This is a genomic window from Prochlorococcus marinus str. MIT 1013, assembly GCF_027359395.1.
Classification (GTDB): domain Bacteria; phylum Cyanobacteriota; class Cyanobacteriia; order PCC-6307; family Cyanobiaceae; genus Prochlorococcus_B; species Prochlorococcus_B marinus_E.
This window is the reverse complement of sequence record NZ_CP114778.1, coordinates 1094924-1115162: the sequence shown is the minus strand read 5'-3', so window position 1 is coordinate 1115162 and position 20239 is coordinate 1094924. Positions and strand designations below refer to the sequence as shown.

Below are 20239 nucleotides of genomic sequence, written 5' to 3'. Positions count from 1 at the left end.
TAGTTATGCTTAAGTTTTAACTCGTTGGGCCAATCAATTGGTCAACTTTCTTCTTTGGGTTACAAGTTTGAAGGCTTCTATTTGATCTCCCTCTTCCCAGTTTGCAAAACGATCACACCCTATTCCGCATTCGAACCCTGTTGAAACATCTTTTACATCATCTTTATTTCTTTTCAGTGAATCTAGATCGCCTTCAAAAACGATTTGCTTTCCACGTTTAACTCTGGCTCTGCAATTACGTTGTATTTTTCCATTTGTTACATAGCATCCCGCAACGGCACTTTTGCCAATTGAGAATATTGCCCTAACCTCAGCAACCCCTAAGGCTTCTTCTATCATTTCAGGCTCTAGTAGCCCCTCCATTGCTAATTGGATATCTTCTAAAAGTTTATAAATAACCTCATAGTCTCTTACATCAACACCATTTGCATCAGCTGCACGTTTAGCACCAGATGCCATTGAAGTGTTGAATCCAACTATTACGGCTCCCGAGGCTGCGGCTAAGTCAACGTCAGTCTCAGTAATTTCACCAGGAGCTGATAGCAATACTCGTACTTGCACTTCGTCTTTAGGAAGCTGTTCTAGAGAACCAAGTATTGCTTCTAAACTTCCTTGCACGTCTGCTTTGAGTATGATATTTAGTTCTTTCAGCTCACCCTCACTTGCTTGGCCAGATATGGAAGAAAGTGATACTCGCCTTGAAGCCATTTGCTGAGCCAGTCGCGCTGCTCGAGCATTTGTGGCACGTTCTCCAACCACTGATCTTGCTGCCTTTTCATCTGGGTAAACCTCGAACTCATCACCGGCAGTCGGTACTTCACTGAATCCAAGGGCTTCTACGGGACAAGATGGACCTGCTTCTTTAATTCTTGATCCATTTTCGTCTACCATCGCCCTTACTTTGCCAAGCACGGGACCAGCTGCTACTACATCTCCTGACTTCAGGGTACCGTTTTGGACTAGTAATGTGGCAACAGGACCTTTCGCTTTGTCTAAGTGAGCTTCTATGACTGTACCTTTTGCCAATCTATCTGGGTTGGCTTGTAAATCCTCTACTTCAGTTACTAGCAAAACCATTTCTAAAAGTTTATCTATGTTTTCGCCTTTAATGGCACTAACGGGAACCATTACAACGTCTCCACCCCATTCCTCTGATAATAAATCTTGCTCTGATAATTCTTGTTTTACGCGGTCGGGAGAAGATCCTTCTTTATCAATTTTATTGATCGCCACGACAATTGGAACTTTTGCAGCTCTTGCATGGCTAATAGCTTCAAGGGTTTGAGGCCTAACGCCGTCATCAGCGGCTACAACCAAAATCGCAACATCTGTAACCCTTGTTCCTCTAGCTCTCATCGCTGTGAAGGCTTCATGCCCAGGAGTGTCAAGAAAAGTTAGCTTCCTCGTAGATCCATCATGTTCAGTTTCAATTTGATAGGCACCAATGTGTTGAGTTATACCGCCAGCTTCTCCTGCCGCTACTCTCGCTTTTCTAATGGCGTCTAGTAAAGATGTTTTCCCATGGTCGACATGTCCCATCACAGTAACGACGGGAGGTCTTCTGATTAAGTGTTTTAAATCTCCCTCTTCAATCATTTCAACGGTCTTCTTCGCAGCCTCTTCAACATCATCTTGAAGAACAGGTACCCCGAATTCCTCCGCAACTGTTTCGATTGTTGCTAGATCTAGCGATTGAGTGACAGTCGCAGTAATTCCTTTGAAAAATAATGATTTAATTATTTCAGAGCTTTCAACACTCAACATGTCAGCAAGTTCTTGAACCGTGAGATTATCCTCTGGAACAACAATCATTTCAGGCCTTACAAGTTTTGCTTCTCTAGCAGCCCTTAATTCCATCGCCCGTCTTCGTTGTCTTTGACGAGTTGTTTCTTTCTTACGTTTTTTCAGAGCAGTTAAAGGCTTTCCATTATTTCTCTTCCCGGATTTAGGCTTCGATGGTCGAGCCAAGCTTGCGGAGAGAACTACTGCTTGTTGCTCTCCTGCAAATCCACTTGTTTCTGCGGTTAAAGCATCATCATTTTCGCCAATGATGTGGACTTTTTGACGCTGTTTTTGAGGCGATTTATTTCTTAATGCATCAAGCTTTGCACTATCGTCCCAGTCAGGCCTCCCTGTCCTTCTTGGGGCTGTGGCAGTACCTCCTGGTCTATGAGCTGGCTTTTTAGGAGCTGCTGGAGTGGGTCTGTTTACTGGTGGCCTTGCTCCCGATGAGTTTTCTCGTTTAGGTCTAGGACTAGTTGGAGATTCAGCTTTTCTTTGAGGTGAATTTGGTCTGGCTTGTGGCTTTTGCAGTTGCATTAATTCACTAGGAGCAACTGGTTTCCTCATGCCAGATGGAACCCCTGGACGATTATTAGAGCGGTTTAGCCCACCAGCTGCCCTGGTAGGAACTCCAGCTCTATTTTGTCCCCCGCCTCTGTTTGGAGATCCAGAACGAACTGGCCCACCAGTGCGATTATTAGACCCTGACTGATTTTGACCTTGAAAAGGTCGATTGGCTACTCCAGCTCGATTAGCAACTTGCCTATTTTGCGACCCAGGGCGAATTGGCCCCGTTCCTCCTGGTCTGTTATTGGAACTATATCGGTTTGATAATCCTTGACGATTTGCAGATACTGGAGGTTTTGGAGCGCCAGGTCTGGAGGGCATTAATGGTTTTTTTCTTGCTTCATTAGTCTGGTATTTATTTGTGGGCTTTTCTATTCGTATGGGTGCTCCTACAAGTTCAAGAGTATTTCCTTTCGCTGGAGGCTGAGTTTTCCTTGAAGGCGAGTTCTGTTTGTTTTGATTTTTAATTCTTTGATAATCACCTGGACTAACTTTTTGAGAAGGAATTTCACTTTTATTAGTTCCTGTTTTTGGCTTGAGGCTATTGACTTCTATTCGTTTTTTATCTTGTATATTTATTTTTGGTCTGCTTGGAGGTGCTAGTGGCCTCTTAGGTTCCTGTTGATAATTAGGTTTTGCTTGATTGGTTGGCTTTTTAGCAAATTCAGAATTTAGAGATTGATTGTCGAATTTGTTATCTTTTTTTTGCTTGGCAAGTTGTGTAATCCTTTCCGTTTTGGGGTCCAGCTTAGAAATGGATGGCTTTAATTCTTTTCTTGGCTTTGGAGGTAATGGTTTGTTTGGTTTAGAGGGGGCGGTTATTTGTGTTTGATCAGAAAGCTTGTTTTTTTCTATTTTTTGGTTATTTGAGGGAGTTGATTCATGAGTTTTAACTAAAGTTTGACTTGGTTTTAAAGGGACATTTAACTTTGATTGTGAAAGATTTGATGGACCAGGAGAATTTTGCTTGAGCTGAGGTTTATGGTCATTTTTTGGTTTAGTAGGACTTTTTTTTACTGAAAGAATTTCTTTATCTAATTTCTTAGTTGGTTTGTTGGTGGTTTTTACTCTATTACTGTTTTTTAGAAAATCTTTGATTTGAACAGCTTCAAGACTGCTTATTGAACTGCTATGACTTTTTGCAGCAATAGAGAGTTTTCGAGCTGCGTCTAGCACATCTTTATTGTCAAGGCTTAAGTCCTTGGACAATTCATAAATTCTGATTTTGCCGCTGCTGGTCATTAATGTTGTGCTTGAACTTTAGATTTGGTTTTTGAGTTTACTGAGTTCTCTTAATGAATATCATGCCTCAGTATCTGAATCAATGCAGGTATTAAGTTCTTTTTGGAGCATATTGAAAACGCTTGAGTGAATATCACATCTCAAAGCTTTCTGTAATCGTTTACGCTTCAAAGCTTCTTCAAAACATGATTCAGTTGGGCATAGATAGGCTGATCTTCCCATCCCACCTGAGAGAACTACTCCATTCTGAAAATCTCTAGTAACTTTTAAAAAATACTTGCGATCAAGAACTTTTTTGCAAGCTACACATCTACGCAGAATGGGATTTTGACTCACCGGGCTCCTTCCTCTTGTGTAATTATTTTATCTTCATCAGTAACTTTTTCTTCTGTTGTTTCTTCAACATCAATTTCAGTAGATTCAGTGTCTATTTCATTAGTATCCGGATCTGATAATTGCTCGTCTTGAAAGTCTTCTTCGTCTTCTGGCAAAGGGTATAGCTCTCTTAATCTTGCATCTTCCTCTGCTCTAGCCGCCTGTTCTGCCTCTAATCTTTGCTCAGCTTCTCTTTGTAAGGATTCTTCTTCTTCCCTTTGGGAAATTAATTCTGCGACCTCAGAATCTTCACTTGCTTGATCATATTCTTGTGAATTTTTGATATCTATTTTCCAGCCTGTAAGCCTTGCCGCAAGCCTTACATTTTGTCCTTCTCTGCCAATTGCAAGGCTAAGTTGATCTGGAGGGACTAGTACATGGGCATGTTGACCTTCAGGATCCACAAGTCTTACTACTTCAACTCTTGCAGGACTTAATGAGTTACAGATGTATTGAACAGGATCAGACGACCAACGAATTACATCTATTTTTTCTCCACGAAGTTCATTTACTACTTGTTGAATTCGTGATCCTCTCGCACCAATACATGCTCCAACCGGGTCCACTTCTCTTTCAATACTGTCAACAGCTACTTTTGTTCTTGGACCTACTGCTCTTGAAGGGGGATTAGCTTCACGAGCAACAGCAACAATGCGTACGGATCCTTCTTGTATTTCAGGAACTTCATTCTCAAATAAATAAACAACCAGTCCAGCATTTGATCTGCTTACAAAAAGTTGAGGCCCTCGCCTAGGAATTTCACTAACTTCTTTAAGAAATACTTTGAATGTGGCATTTGCTCGATAATTATCATTTGGCAATTGATCTCTTCTTGGAAGCTCTGCTTCTACTTCTGGTCTCCCTAAGCCTGAACTTACCGCCATGATTACAGATTGCCTTTCAAATCTAATGACTCTTGCAGTGAGGACTGGATCTTCTAAATCAGCAAATTCCTCTTGAATCATTCTTCTTTGCTGGTCTCTCAATTTTTGAGCTAAAACTTGCTTGGTTGTAGCTGCAGCCATTCTTCCAAAATCTTCTTTTTCAGGCGTTACATCTAGGACGACTGTATCTCCAACTTGAGCATCATCAGCAACTTGCATGACCTCAGCTATCGCTATTTGATGATCATCACTCTCAACTTCTTCCACGATTATTTTACTTGCCAAAACTCTATAGCCTTCTTCTTCTAAATCCAAACCAACATCAAAGTTACTAAAATAATCTTCTTCAAAAGGATCTTCGCTGATTCCTAAGTAAAGAGTTCTTCGATATCTTTCATAACCTTTTAGAAGTGCTTCTCTTAAAGCAGCTTCGACAACTTGTGAGGGAAGTTTTTTTTCCTCACTAATGTCTTCAATTAAGTTATTTAAGCCTGGGAGTAAAACAAGAGCCATCGATGATGGGATATAGAGATGAGAATGATTGGATTAGATAGTTAATATCTAGATTTAACCAGAAGGTGTTGAGAGTCGGACTTGAATAACGTCTTCGACTGGGATTCTGAGAGTCTTCCCCTTTTGATTTACTTGTAAATCATTATCTGTCCTTTTTAGAAGCAAACCATTTGTTTGTTGTTCAATTTTTTTTAAATCCTGATAAGTAACTTCAATTGGAAAGCCTTTGAAAATTTGAAAATCTTTTTCCTCAGTTAAGATTTCACTAACTCCTTCGCTACTAATCTCCAGAGTGAAAGGTTGATCAATGATAGAAGAATTTTGAATAGCTTCATCAATATCTTCACTTAGAATAGAGCAGTCATCAATAGTGACTTTCTTGTCAGGATTTTTGTGTCGAATATTAACTTGAATTGATAGCGGATTTGAATGTGTGAACATCTTAAAACCTGTTACATCAAAGCCAAAATTAGTTGCTGACTTTGCTGTAAGAACTTTCAATTCTGTAACGATTGGATTAAACAAAAGGCAGAGTCGACATCGGGCAGGAAGCCCGAGCGGTTTTAAGATTTGACCCGCCCCTATTTAAAGAGGTACCGTCAGGCAATCAAATATTACTAGATAAAGGTTTCGGTTACCTCTAAAATCAAGTTCTTATTGTTTTTCATTGAATTGCTTTATTGTTTTTTTAAGAGATTGAAATCACTATGCTGGCTCGTAAAAAGTTAGAAATCATGAGGAAAACGAGCAATATATTCTTTCTTGTATCAATCCTTTTTTGCTTTCTTTTAGGACCTTTACCTTTATTTGCCTCAGATGATTTTCTGTTAAATCAATCTCATAATTTTGTTGCCAATGTAGCTAGTAAGGTTTCACCATCAGTAGTGAGAATAGATATAGAAAGGGAGTTTCAAACAGATGAATTTGAGTCTGATTTGTTAGACCCTCTATTAAGAGATCTTTTAGGCGATTTAGGGACTTTCCCAAAAAAAGAGAGAGGACAAGGTTCTGGAGTAATAATTGATAACTCTGGATTAATTCTCACTAATGCTCATGTAGTTGAAAGAGTCAATCGTGTAACAATTACTCTTCAAAATGGAAATCAAGTTGATGGAAGAGTTGTTGGAACTGACGAAGTTACTGATTTAGCTTTGGTAAAAATTAATGAATTTTCTGGTCTAGAAAGTGCAAAATTAGGAGATTCTGAAGATATTCAAGTTGGAGATTGGGCAATTGCTCTTGGAACTCCTTATGGCCTTGAAAGCACTGTCACTTTGGGCATAGTCAGTAGTCTTCATAGAGATATTAATACTCTTGGCTTTTCAGATAAGAGATTGGATTTAATTCAAACTGACGCAGCAATAAATCCTGGAAATTCTGGCGGACCATTAATAAATTCAAATGGAGAAGTTATTGGAATAAATACTTTGGTTAGATCAGGCCCAGGAGCTGGGCTTGGATTTGCAATCCCAATCAATCTTGCTTCAAAAGTTACTAATCAGCTGCTGACTAATGGTGAGGTTATTCATCCTTATTTAGGCGCTCAGTTAGTTTTACTGAATGAAAGAATAGCTAAAGAGCATAATCAAGATCCAAATGCATTGATTGTTTTACCTGAACGATCCGGTGCACTCGTTCAATCAGTTGTTCCTCAAAGTCCAGCCGAGGAGGGAGGATTGAGACGAGGTGATCTTGTTATCAATGCAGAGGGTAATGTGATCAATGATCCTAAGTCTTTACTCATGCAAGTTGAGAATGCCCAAATTGGCGAGCCATTTGAATTGGAAGTGCTTCGGAATAATATAGAGATTAATCTTTCTATTAAGCCCGCAGCTTTACCTGGAATAAGCTAAGAACCTTGCTACTGTCACTCGAAAAGGTACGTCTAAATGGATCTCCAAAATCAAATGAAACAAGCAGTTGCTCAGGCTGCTGTAGATCAAATTCAAAACGGTATGATTCTTGGTCTTGGATCTGGATCCACCGCAGCATTGATGATTGAAGCTCTTGCTCTAAAAATAAGATCAGGTGAAATTAAAGATGTTGTTGGAGTAACTACTTCTTTTCAGGGTGAAGTTCTTGCCAGTGAATTAGGAATTCCACTCAAATCTCTTTCCTCAGTTTCTGAAATTGATCTTGCAATTGATGGCGCAGATGAAGTTGACTCCCAATTTCAACTAATTAAAGGTGGAGGAGCGTGTCATGTGCAGGAAAAGCTTGTGGCTGCTTTGGCTAAAAAATTTATAGTTGTTGTTGACTCAACTAAGCTTGTTGACAAATTGAACCTTGATTTCAAATTGCCAGTAGAAGTTCTTCCTACCGCCTGGAAACACGTACAAAAAACATTAGAAAAGTTAGGAGGAGCAGGAGCTCTAAGAATGGCCCAGAAAAAAGCTGGACCTATAGTTACTGATCAGGGAAACTTAGTACTCGATTTAACTTTTAAGAATGGTATTGATCAACCTGAACTACTCGAGAGTCAAATCAACAATATTCCAGGTGTACTTGAAAATGGACTTTTTATAAATTTGACTGATGAAGTTTTAGTTGGGAAAGTAGTAAATGGCGAAGTGGGTGTTGAATCACTTAATAAAGTTTAGAATCTCTAATTCGTATAGATTCTGCGTGACTATGTAAACCCTCGCTTTTTGCTAGCTGTATCACAGCATTTTTAGTCTCATTAAATGCTTCTTTTGTGAAATCGATAAGTGAAGTGTTTTTCATAAATGTTTCTACTCCAAGAGCGCCAGCAAATCTTGCAGTCCCTGAGGTGGGAAGAGTGTGATTAGGCCCCCCAAGATAATCTCCAATAGCCTCTGGGCTCCATGGCCCCATAAATATTGCCCCAGCATTATTTATAGTTTTTGAGAATTCTTTTGGGTCCTCTACAAGTAATTCAAGATGTTCTGGGGCAAAAGTATCACTTAATTTTGCACAAGTTTCTAAATTATCACAAAGGACTATTAAACCCCATTTAGTGATTGATTCTTGGCATATTTCAAATCTTGGATGATTGATTAATTGACGTTCAATTTCTGATGGTAAATTCTCCGCTAATTTTTTATTAGTAGTGATTAGTATTGATGAAGCTAAAGGATCATGCTCCGATTGAGCTAACATATCTGATGCAACATGTTCCAGTTTTGCTGATTGATCAGCGATTATTAGGATCTCACTTGGACCAGCCAAAGAATCAATTCCTACCTTTCCATAAACTTTTTTCTTTGCCAAAGTTACATAAATATTTCCTGGTCCAGTAATTACATCTACTTTTGGAATTGATTCAGTTCCACTAGCAAGCGCGCCAATGGCTTGAGCGCCACCAATACGAAAAACTTTTTTGATATCTGTAATATGTGCCGCAGCTAATACGGTTTGGTTTAACTCCCCTTGAGAGTTGGCAGGAGAAACCATAATGGTTTCATTAACTCCTGCGACATAAGCGGGAATAGCATTCATTAAAACTGTGCTTGGATAAGCGGCTCTTCCACCAGGTACATATATTCCTGCTGTTTCAACAGGACTCCATCTTCGCCCTAGTGATTCTCCATGTGGTCCGCTATAAGTGATGTTTTTTGGGACCTGAAGACTGTGAAAATTTTCAATTCTTTTTTTTGCTAATAAAAGTGAATCTTGCAACTCTTTAGGAGTCTCTTCCCAAGCTTTCAGCATTAAATTTGATGAAACTTGAAATTCTTCCGTTAGAAATCCATCAAATTGAGAAGTGTATTCTTTAAGCGCTTCATCTCCCCTCTCACTAACGTTTTTAAGAATATCGTCAACTATTTTTATAGCTTTATCTTGAAAGGCTCCAGAAGTTCTTTCAGTAATTGTCTTGAGCTCAAGCTGAGCCTGACCAATGTTATTAACCGTTTTTATGTTCAATTTTTTTGGGGGGGGGCTTGAACCTCATCTTTACTAATTATTTGTATCATGAACTCTTGGCTATTGGTTCAATTTGGTTATCTTAATGCCTTAATTTTGATTTATGTAGATCTTCTTCATGGTCTTGAGGTAGTGTGGATTAACATAAGATTAAAACACTAAGCCTCCGTGGCAAATACCAACTCAGCTAAAAAGCGAATTCAAATAGCGGAACGTAACCGCCTTGAAAACAAAAATTACAAATCTACAGTTCGCACTTTAATGAAGCGATGCTTTGTAGCTTGTGGGATATTTGAAAAAGAGCCTGGCGATGAATCCAAAGCAGATCTTCAAAAAACATTTAATTTAGCATTTAGCAAAATCGATAAAGCCGTTAAAAAAGGTGTTTTGCATAAAAACACAGGAGCTAATCAGAAATCTAGACTTAGCATTGCCCTTAAGAAAGTTTTGAAAGAAGTTGTTTGAGAAAAAAATAAACTAAGATTTAATATTGAAAGAGGAGTTTATTTTGCATTTTGAGCGATTCTAAAAGTTCAATAATTGATAGCCACTGTCATATTGTTTTCTCTAACTTTAATGAAGATAGAGAAAAAGTTGCAGAAAGGTGGAGATCACAAGGCGTCAAAGCTTTATTACACGCTTGCGTAGAGCCCTCTGAAATCCCAGCTATTAAATCAATGGCTGATCAATTTAAGGAGATGAGATATTCAGTAGGAGTTCATCCATTAGATGTACATCATTGGGGACCTGAAACTATAAGTATTTTAAAAAATGCAGCTCTAGATGATAGTCGAGTTGTTGCAATAGGAGAATTAGGACTTGATCTTTTCAAAGCAGAGAACTTGAGTGAACAGCTTTCAATTTTAATGCCGCAATTAAACTTGGCTTTTGAATTGAATTTGCCAGTCATTGTTCATTGCAGAGATGCTGCAAAAGAAATGTTAGAAATTTTTTCTAAGCTTTCTGAAAATAGTTGTTGTCCAAAAGGTGTTATGCATTGTTGGAGCGGCAATGTCAAAGAGATGAGAGGGTTTCTTGATCTAGGCTTTTACATAAGCTTCAGTGGAAATGTAACTTTCAAAAACGCTATTGATATCCATGAATGTGCAAAAGAAGTTCCGCAAAGTAGATTTCTAGTTGAAACTGATAGTCCTTTCTTGTCACCTGTTCCTCATAGAGGAAAAAGGAATGAACCATCTTTCGTAAAGCATGTGGTAGATAAAATTTCAGAAATTAGAGGTGAAAGCTTTTCTGAAATTGCTGAAAAAAGCACTCAAAATGCAAGGGAATTGTTTGCGTTGCCTTAAATATCATCATTTCCTCTAGTTAATTCTCTGATTTGAGTGTAGTATTATTTATTGTCTTGCATAGGCGTGGTATCTGCGCTGAAACCTTTAAGGTTCTACCTTTTGAGTCAGTTTGTTCGTTGATTAAGTAAATTCAATTTCAAATTTCAGTCTTTTAGGAGATTGTTTTTTTGTTTTTTTCTTATTAAAGATCATTTTTTGACCTAATGGACAAGACATTAACCCAGTCCTCTACATAATAAACGCAGGTTCTCGAATGAGCAGAAGCGCGATTCAGGTAGCCAAAGCAGCTACATATCTGCCTGATTTGGTTGAGGTTCAAAGATCAAGTTTTAAGTGGTTTTTGGATAAAGGCTTAATAGAAGAACTAGACAATTTCTCTCCCATTACTGACTATACCGGTAAGCTTGAACTACATTTTATAGGAGCAGAATATAAGCTTAAGCGTCCTAGGCATGATGTAGAAGAAGCAAAAAGAAGAGATGCAACTTTTGCCTCTCAAATGTATGTAACTTGTCGTTTAGTTAACAAAGAAACTGGAGAGATTAAAGAACAAGAAGTTTTCATAGGTGAACTACCTTTAATGACTGAACGTGGAACTTTTATAATTAATGGAGCTGAGAGAGTAATAGTCAATCAAATAGTTCGTAGTCCAGGAGTTTATTTTAAAGATGAGCAAGATAAAAATGGTAGAAGAACCTACAATGCAAGCGTTATTCCTAATCGCGGAGCATGGTTAAAGTTTGAAACTGATAAAAATGATTTACTACATGTTCGTGTCGATAAAACACGAAAAATAAATGCTCATGTCTTAATGAGGGCAATGGGTTTATCCGATAATGATGTAATAGATAAATTACGGCATCCTGAGTTTTATAAAAAGTCAATTGATGCGGCAAATGAAGAAGGCATAAGTTCAGAAGACCAAGCTTTGTTAGAACTTTATAAAAAGTTAAGGCCCGGCGAGCCTCCTTCAGTTAGTGGTGGTCAACAGCTACTCCAAACAAGATTTTTTGATCCAAAACGATATGACTTAGGAAGAGTTGGTAGATATAAAATAAATAAGAAATTACGCTTAACTATTCCTGACAATGTAAGAACACTTACGAACGAAGATGTTCTTTCTACTTTAGATTATTTAATCAATTTAGAATTAGATGTTGGTGGGGCAACTCTGGATGATATTGATCATTTAGGTAATAGAAGAGTTAGGTCAGTCGGTGAACTTTTACAAAATCAAGTACGAGTTGGTTTAAACAGACTTGAAAGGATAATTAAAGAGAGGATGACCGTTGGGGAAACAGATTCACTTACTCCAGCACAATTAGTAAATCCAAAACCTTTAGTTGCAGCAATAAAAGAATTTTTTGGCTCAAGTCAACTAAGTCAATTTATGGATCAAACCAATCCATTAGCTGAACTAACTCACAAAAGGCGAATCTCTGCTTTGGGGCCAGGGGGGTTGACACGGGAAAGAGCTGGTTTTGCAGTTAGGGATATTCATCCATCTCATTATGGAAGACTTTGTCCAATTGAAACTCCTGAAGGACCAAATGCAGGTCTGATTAATTCTTTAGCAACTCATGCAAGAGTCAATGAATATGGTTTTATTGAGACACCATTTTGGAAGGTTGAAAATGGACGATTAATTAAAGAAGGAGATCCTATTTATCTGTCTGCAGATTTAGAAGATGAGTGTAGGGTTGCTCCTGGAGATGTAGCTACAGACAAAGAAGGAAAAATATTGGCAGAACTTGTTCCAGTTAGGTATCGACAAGACTTTGAAACGGTTTCTCCTGAACAAGTTGATTATGTCCAACTATCACCTGTTCAGGTTATCTCTGTAGCGGCATCGTTAATTCCATTTTTGGAACACGATGATGCTAATAGAGCTTTGATGGGGTCAAACATGCAAAGACAAGCAGTTCCTCTTTTGCGGCCAGAAAGGCCTCTGGTTGGAACTGGTTTGGAGACTCAAGTCGCTAGAGACTCTGGCATGGTTCCCATCTCAAAAGTAAATGGAACCGTAACTTATGTGGATGCGAACGCAATTGTTGTAACTGATGAGGAAGGTAATGAACATACCCACTATTTGCAAAAATATCAGAGATCTAATCAAGATACTTGTTTAAACCATAGACCTATAGTCTTTAATGGTGATCCTGTTATTGTTGGTCAAGTCTTAGCTGATGGTTCGGCTTGTGAGGGAGGGGAAATAGCACTTGGTCAAAATGTATTAATTGCATACATGCCATGGGAAGGCTACAACTACGAAGATGCAATTCTGGTTAGCGAACGATTGGTTAAAGATGATTTATATACTTCTGTTCATATAGAAAAATATGAAATAGAAGCTCGACAAACAAAGTTAGGCCCAGAAGAAATAACAAGAGAAATCCCAAATGTCTCAGAAGAAAGTCTTGGGAATTTAGATGAAATGGGAATTATTCGTATAGGAGCTTTTGTTGAAAGCGGAGACATTCTTGTTGGAAAAGTTACTCCTAAAGGAGAATCTGATCAACCGCCTGAGGAAAAACTTTTAAGAGCTATTTTTGGAGAAAAAGCTAGAGATGTAAGAGATAACTCTCTTCGAGTCCCCTCAACTGAAAGAGGACGAGTTGTTGATGTCAGAATCTATACAAGAGAACAAGGGGATGAGCTTCCACCTGGAGCAAATATGGTTGTTAGAGTCTATGTGGCTCAACGCAGAAAGATACAAGTTGGGGATAAGATGGCAGGGAGGCATGGTAATAAAGGGATCATAAGTAGGATATTGCCTAGAGAGGATATGCCTTACCTCCCTGATGGCACACCTGTAGATATATGCCTGAACCCCCTAGGAGTTCCAAGTCGAATGAATGTAGGACAAGTATTTGAACTGCTAATGGGTTGGGCTGCCTCAAACTTGGATTGTCGAGTTAAAATTGTCCCGTTTGATGAGATGTATGGACCAGAGATGTCTAATCAGACAGTCCAAGCCTATTTAAAAAAAGCGGCAAAGCAGCCAGGTAAATCATGGACATATAACCCTGAGGACCCTGGGAAGTTACTCCTTACTGATGGTCGAACCGGCGAGCCTTTTGATCAACCAGTTGCTGTTGGTTATGCCCATTTCCTAAAACTTGTACACCTGGTAGACGATAAAATTCATGCTCGTTCCACAGGTCCATATTCTTTGGTTACGCAACAACCTCTTGGTGGAAAAGCGCAGCAAGGTGGGCAGAGATTGGGAGAAATGGAAGTATGGGCACTCGAGGCTTATGGGGCAGCCTACACTTTACAAGAGCTGTTAACTGTCAAGTCTGATGACATGCAAGGGCGTAATGAAGCTCTTAATTCCATCGTTAAAGGGAAACCAATTCCAAGGCCTGGGACTCCTGAATCTTTCAAGGTTTTAATGAGAGAACTCCAGTCATTGGGATTAGATATTGGAGTTTATACAGATGATGGAAAAGAGGTTGATTTAATGCAAGATGTCAATCCACGTAGGAGCACACCAAGTAGACCTACCTATGAATCATTAGGTAAAGAATACGAGGAGTAATCAACGCAATCGAAACCAATCATCTAAACACTCTAAATTCTCATGACTAATAGCAATCTACGTACGGAAAATCATTTTGATTACGTCAAAATCAAACTAGCATCTCCTGAAAGAGTGATGGAATGGGGGCAAAGAACTTTGCCCAATGGCCAAGTTGTAGGGGAAGTGACCAAGCCTGAAACAATAAATTATCGAACATTGAAGCCGGAGATGGATGGATTATTTTGTGAGAAAATTTTTGGCCCATCTAAGGATTGGGAGTGTCATTGTGGAAAATACAAGAGAGTGAGACATCGTGGAATTGTTTGTGAAAGGTGTGGTGTTGAAGTAACAGAGAGTCGGGTACGAAGGCATCGAATGGGATTTATTAAATTAGCAGCTCCTGTATCTCATGTTTGGTATCTAAAAGGTATTCCTAGCTATGTAGCTATTTTATTAGACATGCCTCTTAGAGATGTCGAGCAGATTGTTTATTTTAATTGCTATGTTGTCTTAGATATAGGAGATAGTAAGGACCTCAAATATAAACAGCTACTAACTGAAGATGAATGGCTTGAGATTGAAGACGAGATTTATGCTGAAGATTCAACTATCGAGAATGAACCTATTGTGGGTATAGGTGCAGAGGCCTTAAAGCAATTACTTGAAGACTTAGACTTAAAAGAAGTTGCCGAGCAATTGCGAGAAGAAATTTCAACAAGTAAAGGCCAAAAAAGGGCTAAACTTATCAAAAGGTTGAGGGTGATAGATAATTTTATTGCTACAAGTGCTAGTCCTGAGTGGATGGTTTTAGATGCGATACCTGTAATACCTCCTGATTTGAGACCTATGGTCCAATTAGATGGAGGGAGATTCGCAACTTCAGATTTAAATGACCTATATAGAAGAGTTATTAACAGGAACAACCGTCTTGCTCGTCTTCAAGAAATCTTAGCACCAGAAATAATAGTAAGAAATGAAAAAAGGATGCTACAAGAGGCTGTAGATGCACTTATTGATAATGGAAGAAGAGGAAGAACTGTTGTTGGTGCAAATAATCGTGCGTTGAAATCTTTAAGTGATATTATCGAGGGTAAGCAAGGCAGATTTCGTCAGAACTTACTTGGTAAAAGAGTTGATTATTCTGGTCGTTCAGTAATAGTAGTTGGCCCTAAGTTAAAAATGCATCAATGTGGATTGCCAAAAGAAATGGCAATAGAGCTTTTTCAACCTTTCGTAATTCACAGATTGATACGTCAGAATATTGTCAATAATATTAAAGCAGCAAAGAAATTGATACAGAAAGCTGACGATGAAGTTATGCAGGTACTACAGGAAGTCATAGATGGTCATCCTATCCTTCTCAACCGTGCCCCAACTTTGCACCGATTAGGCATTCAAGCTTTTGAGCCTAAATTAGTCGCTGGCCGAGCTATTCAGTTACATCCATTGGTATGCCCAGCTTTTAATGCTGATTTTGATGGAGATCAAATGGCTGTTCATGTGCCCTTAGCTATTGAGGCTCAAACTGAGGCAAGGATGTTGATGTTAGCCAGTAATAATATTCTTTCCCCTGCAACTGGTGATCCTATTGTTACTCCCTCTCAAGATATGGTTTTAGGTTCCTATTACCTAACTGCAATTCAGCCTCACGCAATTCAACCTAAGTTTGGAGATTATTCACACACATACGCGTCACTTGAAGACGTTTTACAAGCTCTAGAAGATAAAAGAATAGACTTACATGATTGGGTTTGGGTTAGATTCTCTGGTGAAATTGAAGATGACGATGAGCTTCAGAAACCAAGAAAGTCGGAGACTTTGAAAGATGGCACTCGTATTGAGGAATGGACATACAGACGCGACCGATTAGATGAAGACGGCAGTTTGATTAGCCGATATATTTTGACTACAGTTGGTCGGGTAGTAATGAATCATACGATTATTGATGCTGTAGCAGCCACCTCATAACTTTTAGAATAAATTTCCCCTTTTACCCTTAATAGCATTTTTCATGACTTCCTCCTCTCCTAAAACTCGTAAATCCTCCGCTAAATCAAAAGCAAAAAGAGGTTCCAAATCAAAGAAAGCAGCAGCGATGAAAGTTGTGCCAAAACTTTCTAAAACTCCTCCACCTTTTAGAAATAAAGTAGTTGATAAGAAAGGTTTGAAAACTTTAGTGGCATGGGCTTTTAAGCATCATGGAACCGCTGCAACTGCTGCTATGGCGGATAATTTGAAGGACCTAGGTTTTAGGTATGCAACCCAGGCAGCAGTTTCAATTTCTGTTGATGATTTAAAGGTTCCAGAAGCTAAGCAAGATTTACTTGGTCAGGCAGAAGAACAAATAACTGCTACAGAGGAATGCTATAGATTAGGAGAAATCACTGAGGTTGAGAGGCATACAAAAGTCATAGACACTTGGACAGAGACTAATGAAAGATTGGTTGATGCTGTTAAAAAGAATTTCAATCAAAACGATCCATTGAATTCAGTATGGATGATGGCAAATTCTGGAGCGAGAGGAAATATGTCTCAGGTTCGTCAGCTAGTTGGGATGAGAGGGTTAATGGCAAATCCCCAAGGTGAGATTATTGACTTACCCATACGAACTAATTTTAGAGAAGGTCTTACAGTAACTGAATATGTTATATCTTCTTATGGAGCACGAAAAGGTCTTGTTGACACTGCTCTACGAACAGCTGACTCTGGATATTTAACTAGACGCTTAGTTGATGTCGCTCAAGATGTAATTGTTAGAGAAGAAGATTGTGGTACGACTAGATCAATTTTAATAAACGCAGAGGATGAAAAGTTTGGTAATAGGCTCGTTGGACGATTGACAGCCGAACAAGTAGTTAATGCTAATCAGGAAACTTTAGCTGAAAGAGATACTCCTATTGACCCACAGCTATCGAAGAAATTTGAGCAATCAAATCTTCAAGGTGTAAGGGTTAGGTCTCCGCTAACATGTGAGGCGACTAGGTCAGTGTGTCGTAAATGTTATGGATGGGCCCTCGCTCACAACCAACTAGTTGATTTAGGGGAAGCAGTTGGTATTGTTGCCGCTCAATCTATTGGAGAGCCAGGTACTCAATTAACAATGAGGACTTTCCACACCGGTGGTGTTTCAACAGCAGAGACTGGTGTGGTTCGCTCTACAGTCTCAGGGAAAGTAGAATTTGGTTCAAAGTCTCGAGTTAGAGGCTATAGAACACCACATGGTGTTGAGGCTCAGCAAGCAGAGGTTGATTTTAGCCTTAGCATTGTTCCTGCGACTGGTGGCAAGTCTCAGAAAATTGATATACCTATTGGATCTCTACTTTTTGTAGATAATAATCAAGATATAGATGTAGACGTTACTGTCGCTCAAATTGCTAGTGGGACTGTACAAAAAAGTGTTGAAAAAGCTACTAAAGATGTTATCTGTGATTTAGCAGGACAAGTAAGGCATGAAACAATTATCCAACCTAGAGAAGTTACAGATAGACAAGGTAATATAACTCTTAAAGCTCAACGACTTGGTAGACTTTGGGTTCTAGCAGGAGACGTATATAACTTGCCCCCCAATGCTATGCCAGTTGTATCTGGAAATGTTTCTGTAAATAAAGGACAAGTTTTAGCTGAAGCGAGCCAGGCAAGCGAGTTTGGAGGTGAAGTAAGACTTAGAGACTCTATTGGTGATTCCAGAGAAGTTCAAATAGTAACTACGTCTATGACGTTAAAGGATTTTAAATTGCTAGAAGAGTCGACTCACTCAGGTGAGATATGGCATCTTGAAGCAAAAGATAATACTCGTTATAGATTAAATACTATTCCTGGAAGTAAAATTGGAAATAACGAAGTAATAGCTGAGTTATCAGACGATCGTTTTAAAACTGAAACTGGAGGCCTGGTTAAGTATGCTCCTGGGCTAACAATTAAAAAAGCTCGTTCGGCAAAGAATGGTTATGAGGTTAGTAAAGGTGGAACTCTTTTATGGATTCCCCAAGAAACTCATGAAATAAATAAAGATATTTCATTGTTGATGATTAAAGATCGTCAATGGATAGAGGCAGGCACAGAAGTTGTTAAAGATATTTTTAGTCAAACTGCTGGAATAGTTACTGTCACTCAGAAAAATGATATTCTTAGAGAAATCATAGTTAGAAGTGGTACTTTCAAGCTATGCAAAGAAAGTAAAGCACTTGATAGATTTGAGGGTGATGGGCAAATAGTTAACCCTGGTGAAAGCATCGCGAAAGGTATTAAGACTGATTCAATGGTTATGGTTCAATCAGTTGAAACCCCTGAAGGTAAAGGTCTTTTATTGAGACCTGTAGAGGAATTTACTATTCCTGACCAAGCACAACTGCCTGAATTGGATCATGTTAAACAACCCAAAGGCCCATCATTAGGAATTAAAGCATCTCAAAGACTTGCTTTTAAGGATGGTGAGCTTATTAAATCTGTTGAAGGTATCGAATTGCTTAAGACTCAACTGATACTTGAGACATTTGATACAACACCCCAGATGACAGTAGACGTAGAGGTTTTTGAAGACTCCAGTTCAAAGAGTATTAATAGGTTAAAACTAGTTATTCTTGAAAGTATCTTAGTTAGAAGGGATACCACATCTGATTCAAGCCATGGTTCAACACATACTGAATTACAGATTGAGAACGCTCAATTAGTCTTAGCTGGAGATGTTGTTGCTACAACTCAGATATTATGTAAGCAAGAGGGGATTGTTCAACTTCCTGACGCTATTGACGGTGATCCTGTTCGTCGACTTATCGTTGAAAGGGATGAAGATACAATAACCATTGACTCCAAAGGAACTACTCTTTTGAAAGTAGGGCAAAGAGTAGTGGATGGAGACTTAGTTTCAAAAGACCAACCAATAGGTGCTTGTGGGGAAATAGAGAAAATTGATGGAAAGAAAATCAAGTTGCGTCTGGGTAGACCTTATATGGTCTCACCAGACTCAGTCCTTCATGTTCGTGATGGGGATCTTGTACAAAGAGGTGATGGCTTAGCTTTATTGGTTTTTGAAAGGCAAAAAACAGGTGATATAGTCCAAGGATTGCCAAGGATCGAAGAGTTACTTGAAGCTCGTAGACCTAGGGATTCAGCAATCCTATGTAAAAAGTCAGGAACGGTAGATATCAAACAAGGAGATGAAGATGATTCTTTAGTTGTATCTATTATTGAAGATGATGACGTGATATCCGAATATCCAATTCTGTTAGGACGCAATGTAATGGTTAGAAATAGCCAACAAGTTGTAGCTGGAGAGTTCTTGACTGATGGTCCAGTAAATCCTCATGAGCTTTTGGAGTGTTTCTTTGCAGACTTGCGTGATAAAAAACCTCTAATGGATGCTGCTCAGGAAGCAATAGCTAAGCTTCAGCATAGGATGGTAAGTGAAGTTCAAAATGTTTATAAATCTCAGGGAGTAGCTATAGACGATAAACACATAGAGGTAATAGTTCGTCAGATGACCAGTAAAGTTCGAATAGAAGATGCGGGAGACACAACATTTTTACCTGGAGAATTGATAGAACTAAGACAAGTTGAAGACACAAATCAGGCTATATCTATTACTGGAGGAGCTCCTTCAGAATTCACTCCTGTTTTACTTGGTATTACAAAAGCATCTCTTAATACTGATAGCTTTATTTCAGCTGCCTCATTCCAAGAAACAACTAGAGTCCTCACCGAGGCGGCTATTGAAGGGAAGTCTGATTGGCTTCGTGGACTTAAAGAAAATGTAATTATTGGTCGCCTGATACCAGCCGGTACAGGTTTTAGTGGCTTTGTTGAAGAATTAAATGATGAAGCAGGTCCTCATCCAGATATTCTGGCAGAAGATCCAGCTGGCTATCGAAGGATACAAAACCTTAGACCTGACTATACTGTCGACATGCCTTCTTCCCCAGTCGCTAAGAATACTGCTGTTTTGGATGATCCTAGTGAAGAGGATTTGGAGGCAACCAGAAGTAGACATGGAATCGATCCTGCTATGAGTAATTTTGCTGCCTTTGCTCGCCCAACTGGTGATGATGATTCACCTGAGGACCAAATGCCAGACCCTGCTGCGCTGGAGGGGTTGCAAGAAGAAGGTTTACTTTCAGATGAATAAATAAATTTTCCTACAATACTCTTTTAAATTTTCTAAT

The 20239-nt window shown here is 38.9% G+C and carries 12 protein-coding genes; 7 read left to right on the top strand and 5 right to left on the bottom strand.

The annotated features are described in order from the left end of the window. Positions 1–33: 33 nt before the first annotated feature. The 4 genes from infB to O5633_RS06695 are packed head-to-tail and all read right to left on the bottom strand — an operon-like array spanning position 34 to position 5888. Positions 34–3591 (bottom strand): translation initiation factor IF-2, encoded by a 3558-nt coding sequence (infB, locus tag O5633_RS06710; RefSeq protein WP_269608867.1) that lies wholly within the window; start codon positions 3589–3591, stop codon positions 34–36. Positions 3592–3651: 60 nt separating this feature from the next. Next, positions 3652–3927, bottom strand: coding sequence for a YlxR family protein (locus O5633_RS06705; protein ID WP_269608866.1), 276 nt, complete (start codon positions 3925–3927; stop codon positions 3652–3654). Further along, positions 3924–5363, bottom strand: coding sequence for a transcription termination factor NusA (gene nusA / locus O5633_RS06700; RefSeq protein WP_269608865.1), 1440 nt, complete (start codon positions 5361–5363; stop codon positions 3924–3926). The genes O5633_RS06705 and nusA overlap by 4 nt, the downstream gene beginning before the upstream one ends. Positions 5364–5417: 54 nt before the next feature. After that, positions 5418–5888 carry a ribosome maturation factor RimP gene (locus O5633_RS06695; RefSeq protein ID WP_269608864.1) on the bottom strand — a complete coding sequence of 157 codons (471 nt, stop codon included), beginning with the start codon at positions 5886–5888 and terminating at the stop codon, positions 5418–5420. Between the two features lie 182 nt (positions 5889–6070). On the opposite strand from O5633_RS06695, the gene O5633_RS06690 reads away from it, so the two are divergent. Together O5633_RS06690 and rpiA are read left to right on the top strand one after the other, a co-directional pair. Beyond that, positions 6071–7216, top strand: coding sequence for a trypsin-like peptidase domain-containing protein (locus O5633_RS06690; RefSeq protein WP_269608863.1), 1146 nt, complete (start codon positions 6071–6073; stop codon positions 7214–7216). Positions 7217–7252: 36 nt separating this feature from the next. After that, on the top strand, positions 7253–7963 hold the full coding sequence (gene rpiA / locus O5633_RS06685; protein ID WP_269608862.1) for a ribose-5-phosphate isomerase RpiA: 711 nt from the start codon (positions 7253–7255) through the stop codon (positions 7961–7963). Here rpiA and hisD read toward each other — a convergent pair. Then, on the bottom strand, positions 7950–9242 hold the full coding sequence (gene hisD / locus O5633_RS06680; protein WP_269611325.1) for a histidinol dehydrogenase: 1293 nt from the start codon (positions 9240–9242) through the stop codon (positions 7950–7952). The two genes, rpiA and hisD, sit on opposite strands and share 14 nt — an antisense overlap. Positions 9243–9416: 174 nt before the next feature. Between hisD and rpsT the strand changes: the two genes are divergently transcribed. From rpsT to O5633_RS06655, 5 genes are all read left to right on the top strand, one after another. Then, positions 9417–9713: a 30S ribosomal protein S20 gene (gene rpsT / locus O5633_RS06675; protein WP_269608861.1), complete on the top strand. Its 297-nt coding sequence runs from the start codon at positions 9417–9419 to the stop codon at positions 9711–9713. A gap of 50 nt (positions 9714–9763) precedes the next feature. Next, complete coding sequence (locus O5633_RS06670; protein ID WP_269608860.1) at positions 9764–10555, top strand: TatD family hydrolase; 792 nt, start codon at positions 9764–9766, stop codon at positions 10553–10555. Between the two features lie 256 nt (positions 10556–10811). Then, positions 10812–14099 (top strand): DNA-directed RNA polymerase subunit beta, encoded by a 3288-nt coding sequence (rpoB, locus tag O5633_RS06665; RefSeq protein WP_269608859.1) that lies wholly within the window; start codon positions 10812–10814, stop codon positions 14097–14099. Between the two features lie 42 nt (positions 14100–14141). Then, on the top strand, positions 14142–16049 hold the full coding sequence (locus O5633_RS06660) for a DNA-directed RNA polymerase subunit gamma (RefSeq protein ID WP_269608858.1): 1908 nt from the start codon (positions 14142–14144) through the stop codon (positions 16047–16049). Between the two features lie 43 nt (positions 16050–16092). Further along, a complete protein-coding gene (locus O5633_RS06655) occupies positions 16093–20202 on the top strand; it encodes a DNA-directed RNA polymerase subunit beta' (protein ID WP_269608857.1) in 4110 nt (1369 codons plus the stop codon). Positions 20203–20239: the final 37 nt, after the last annotated feature.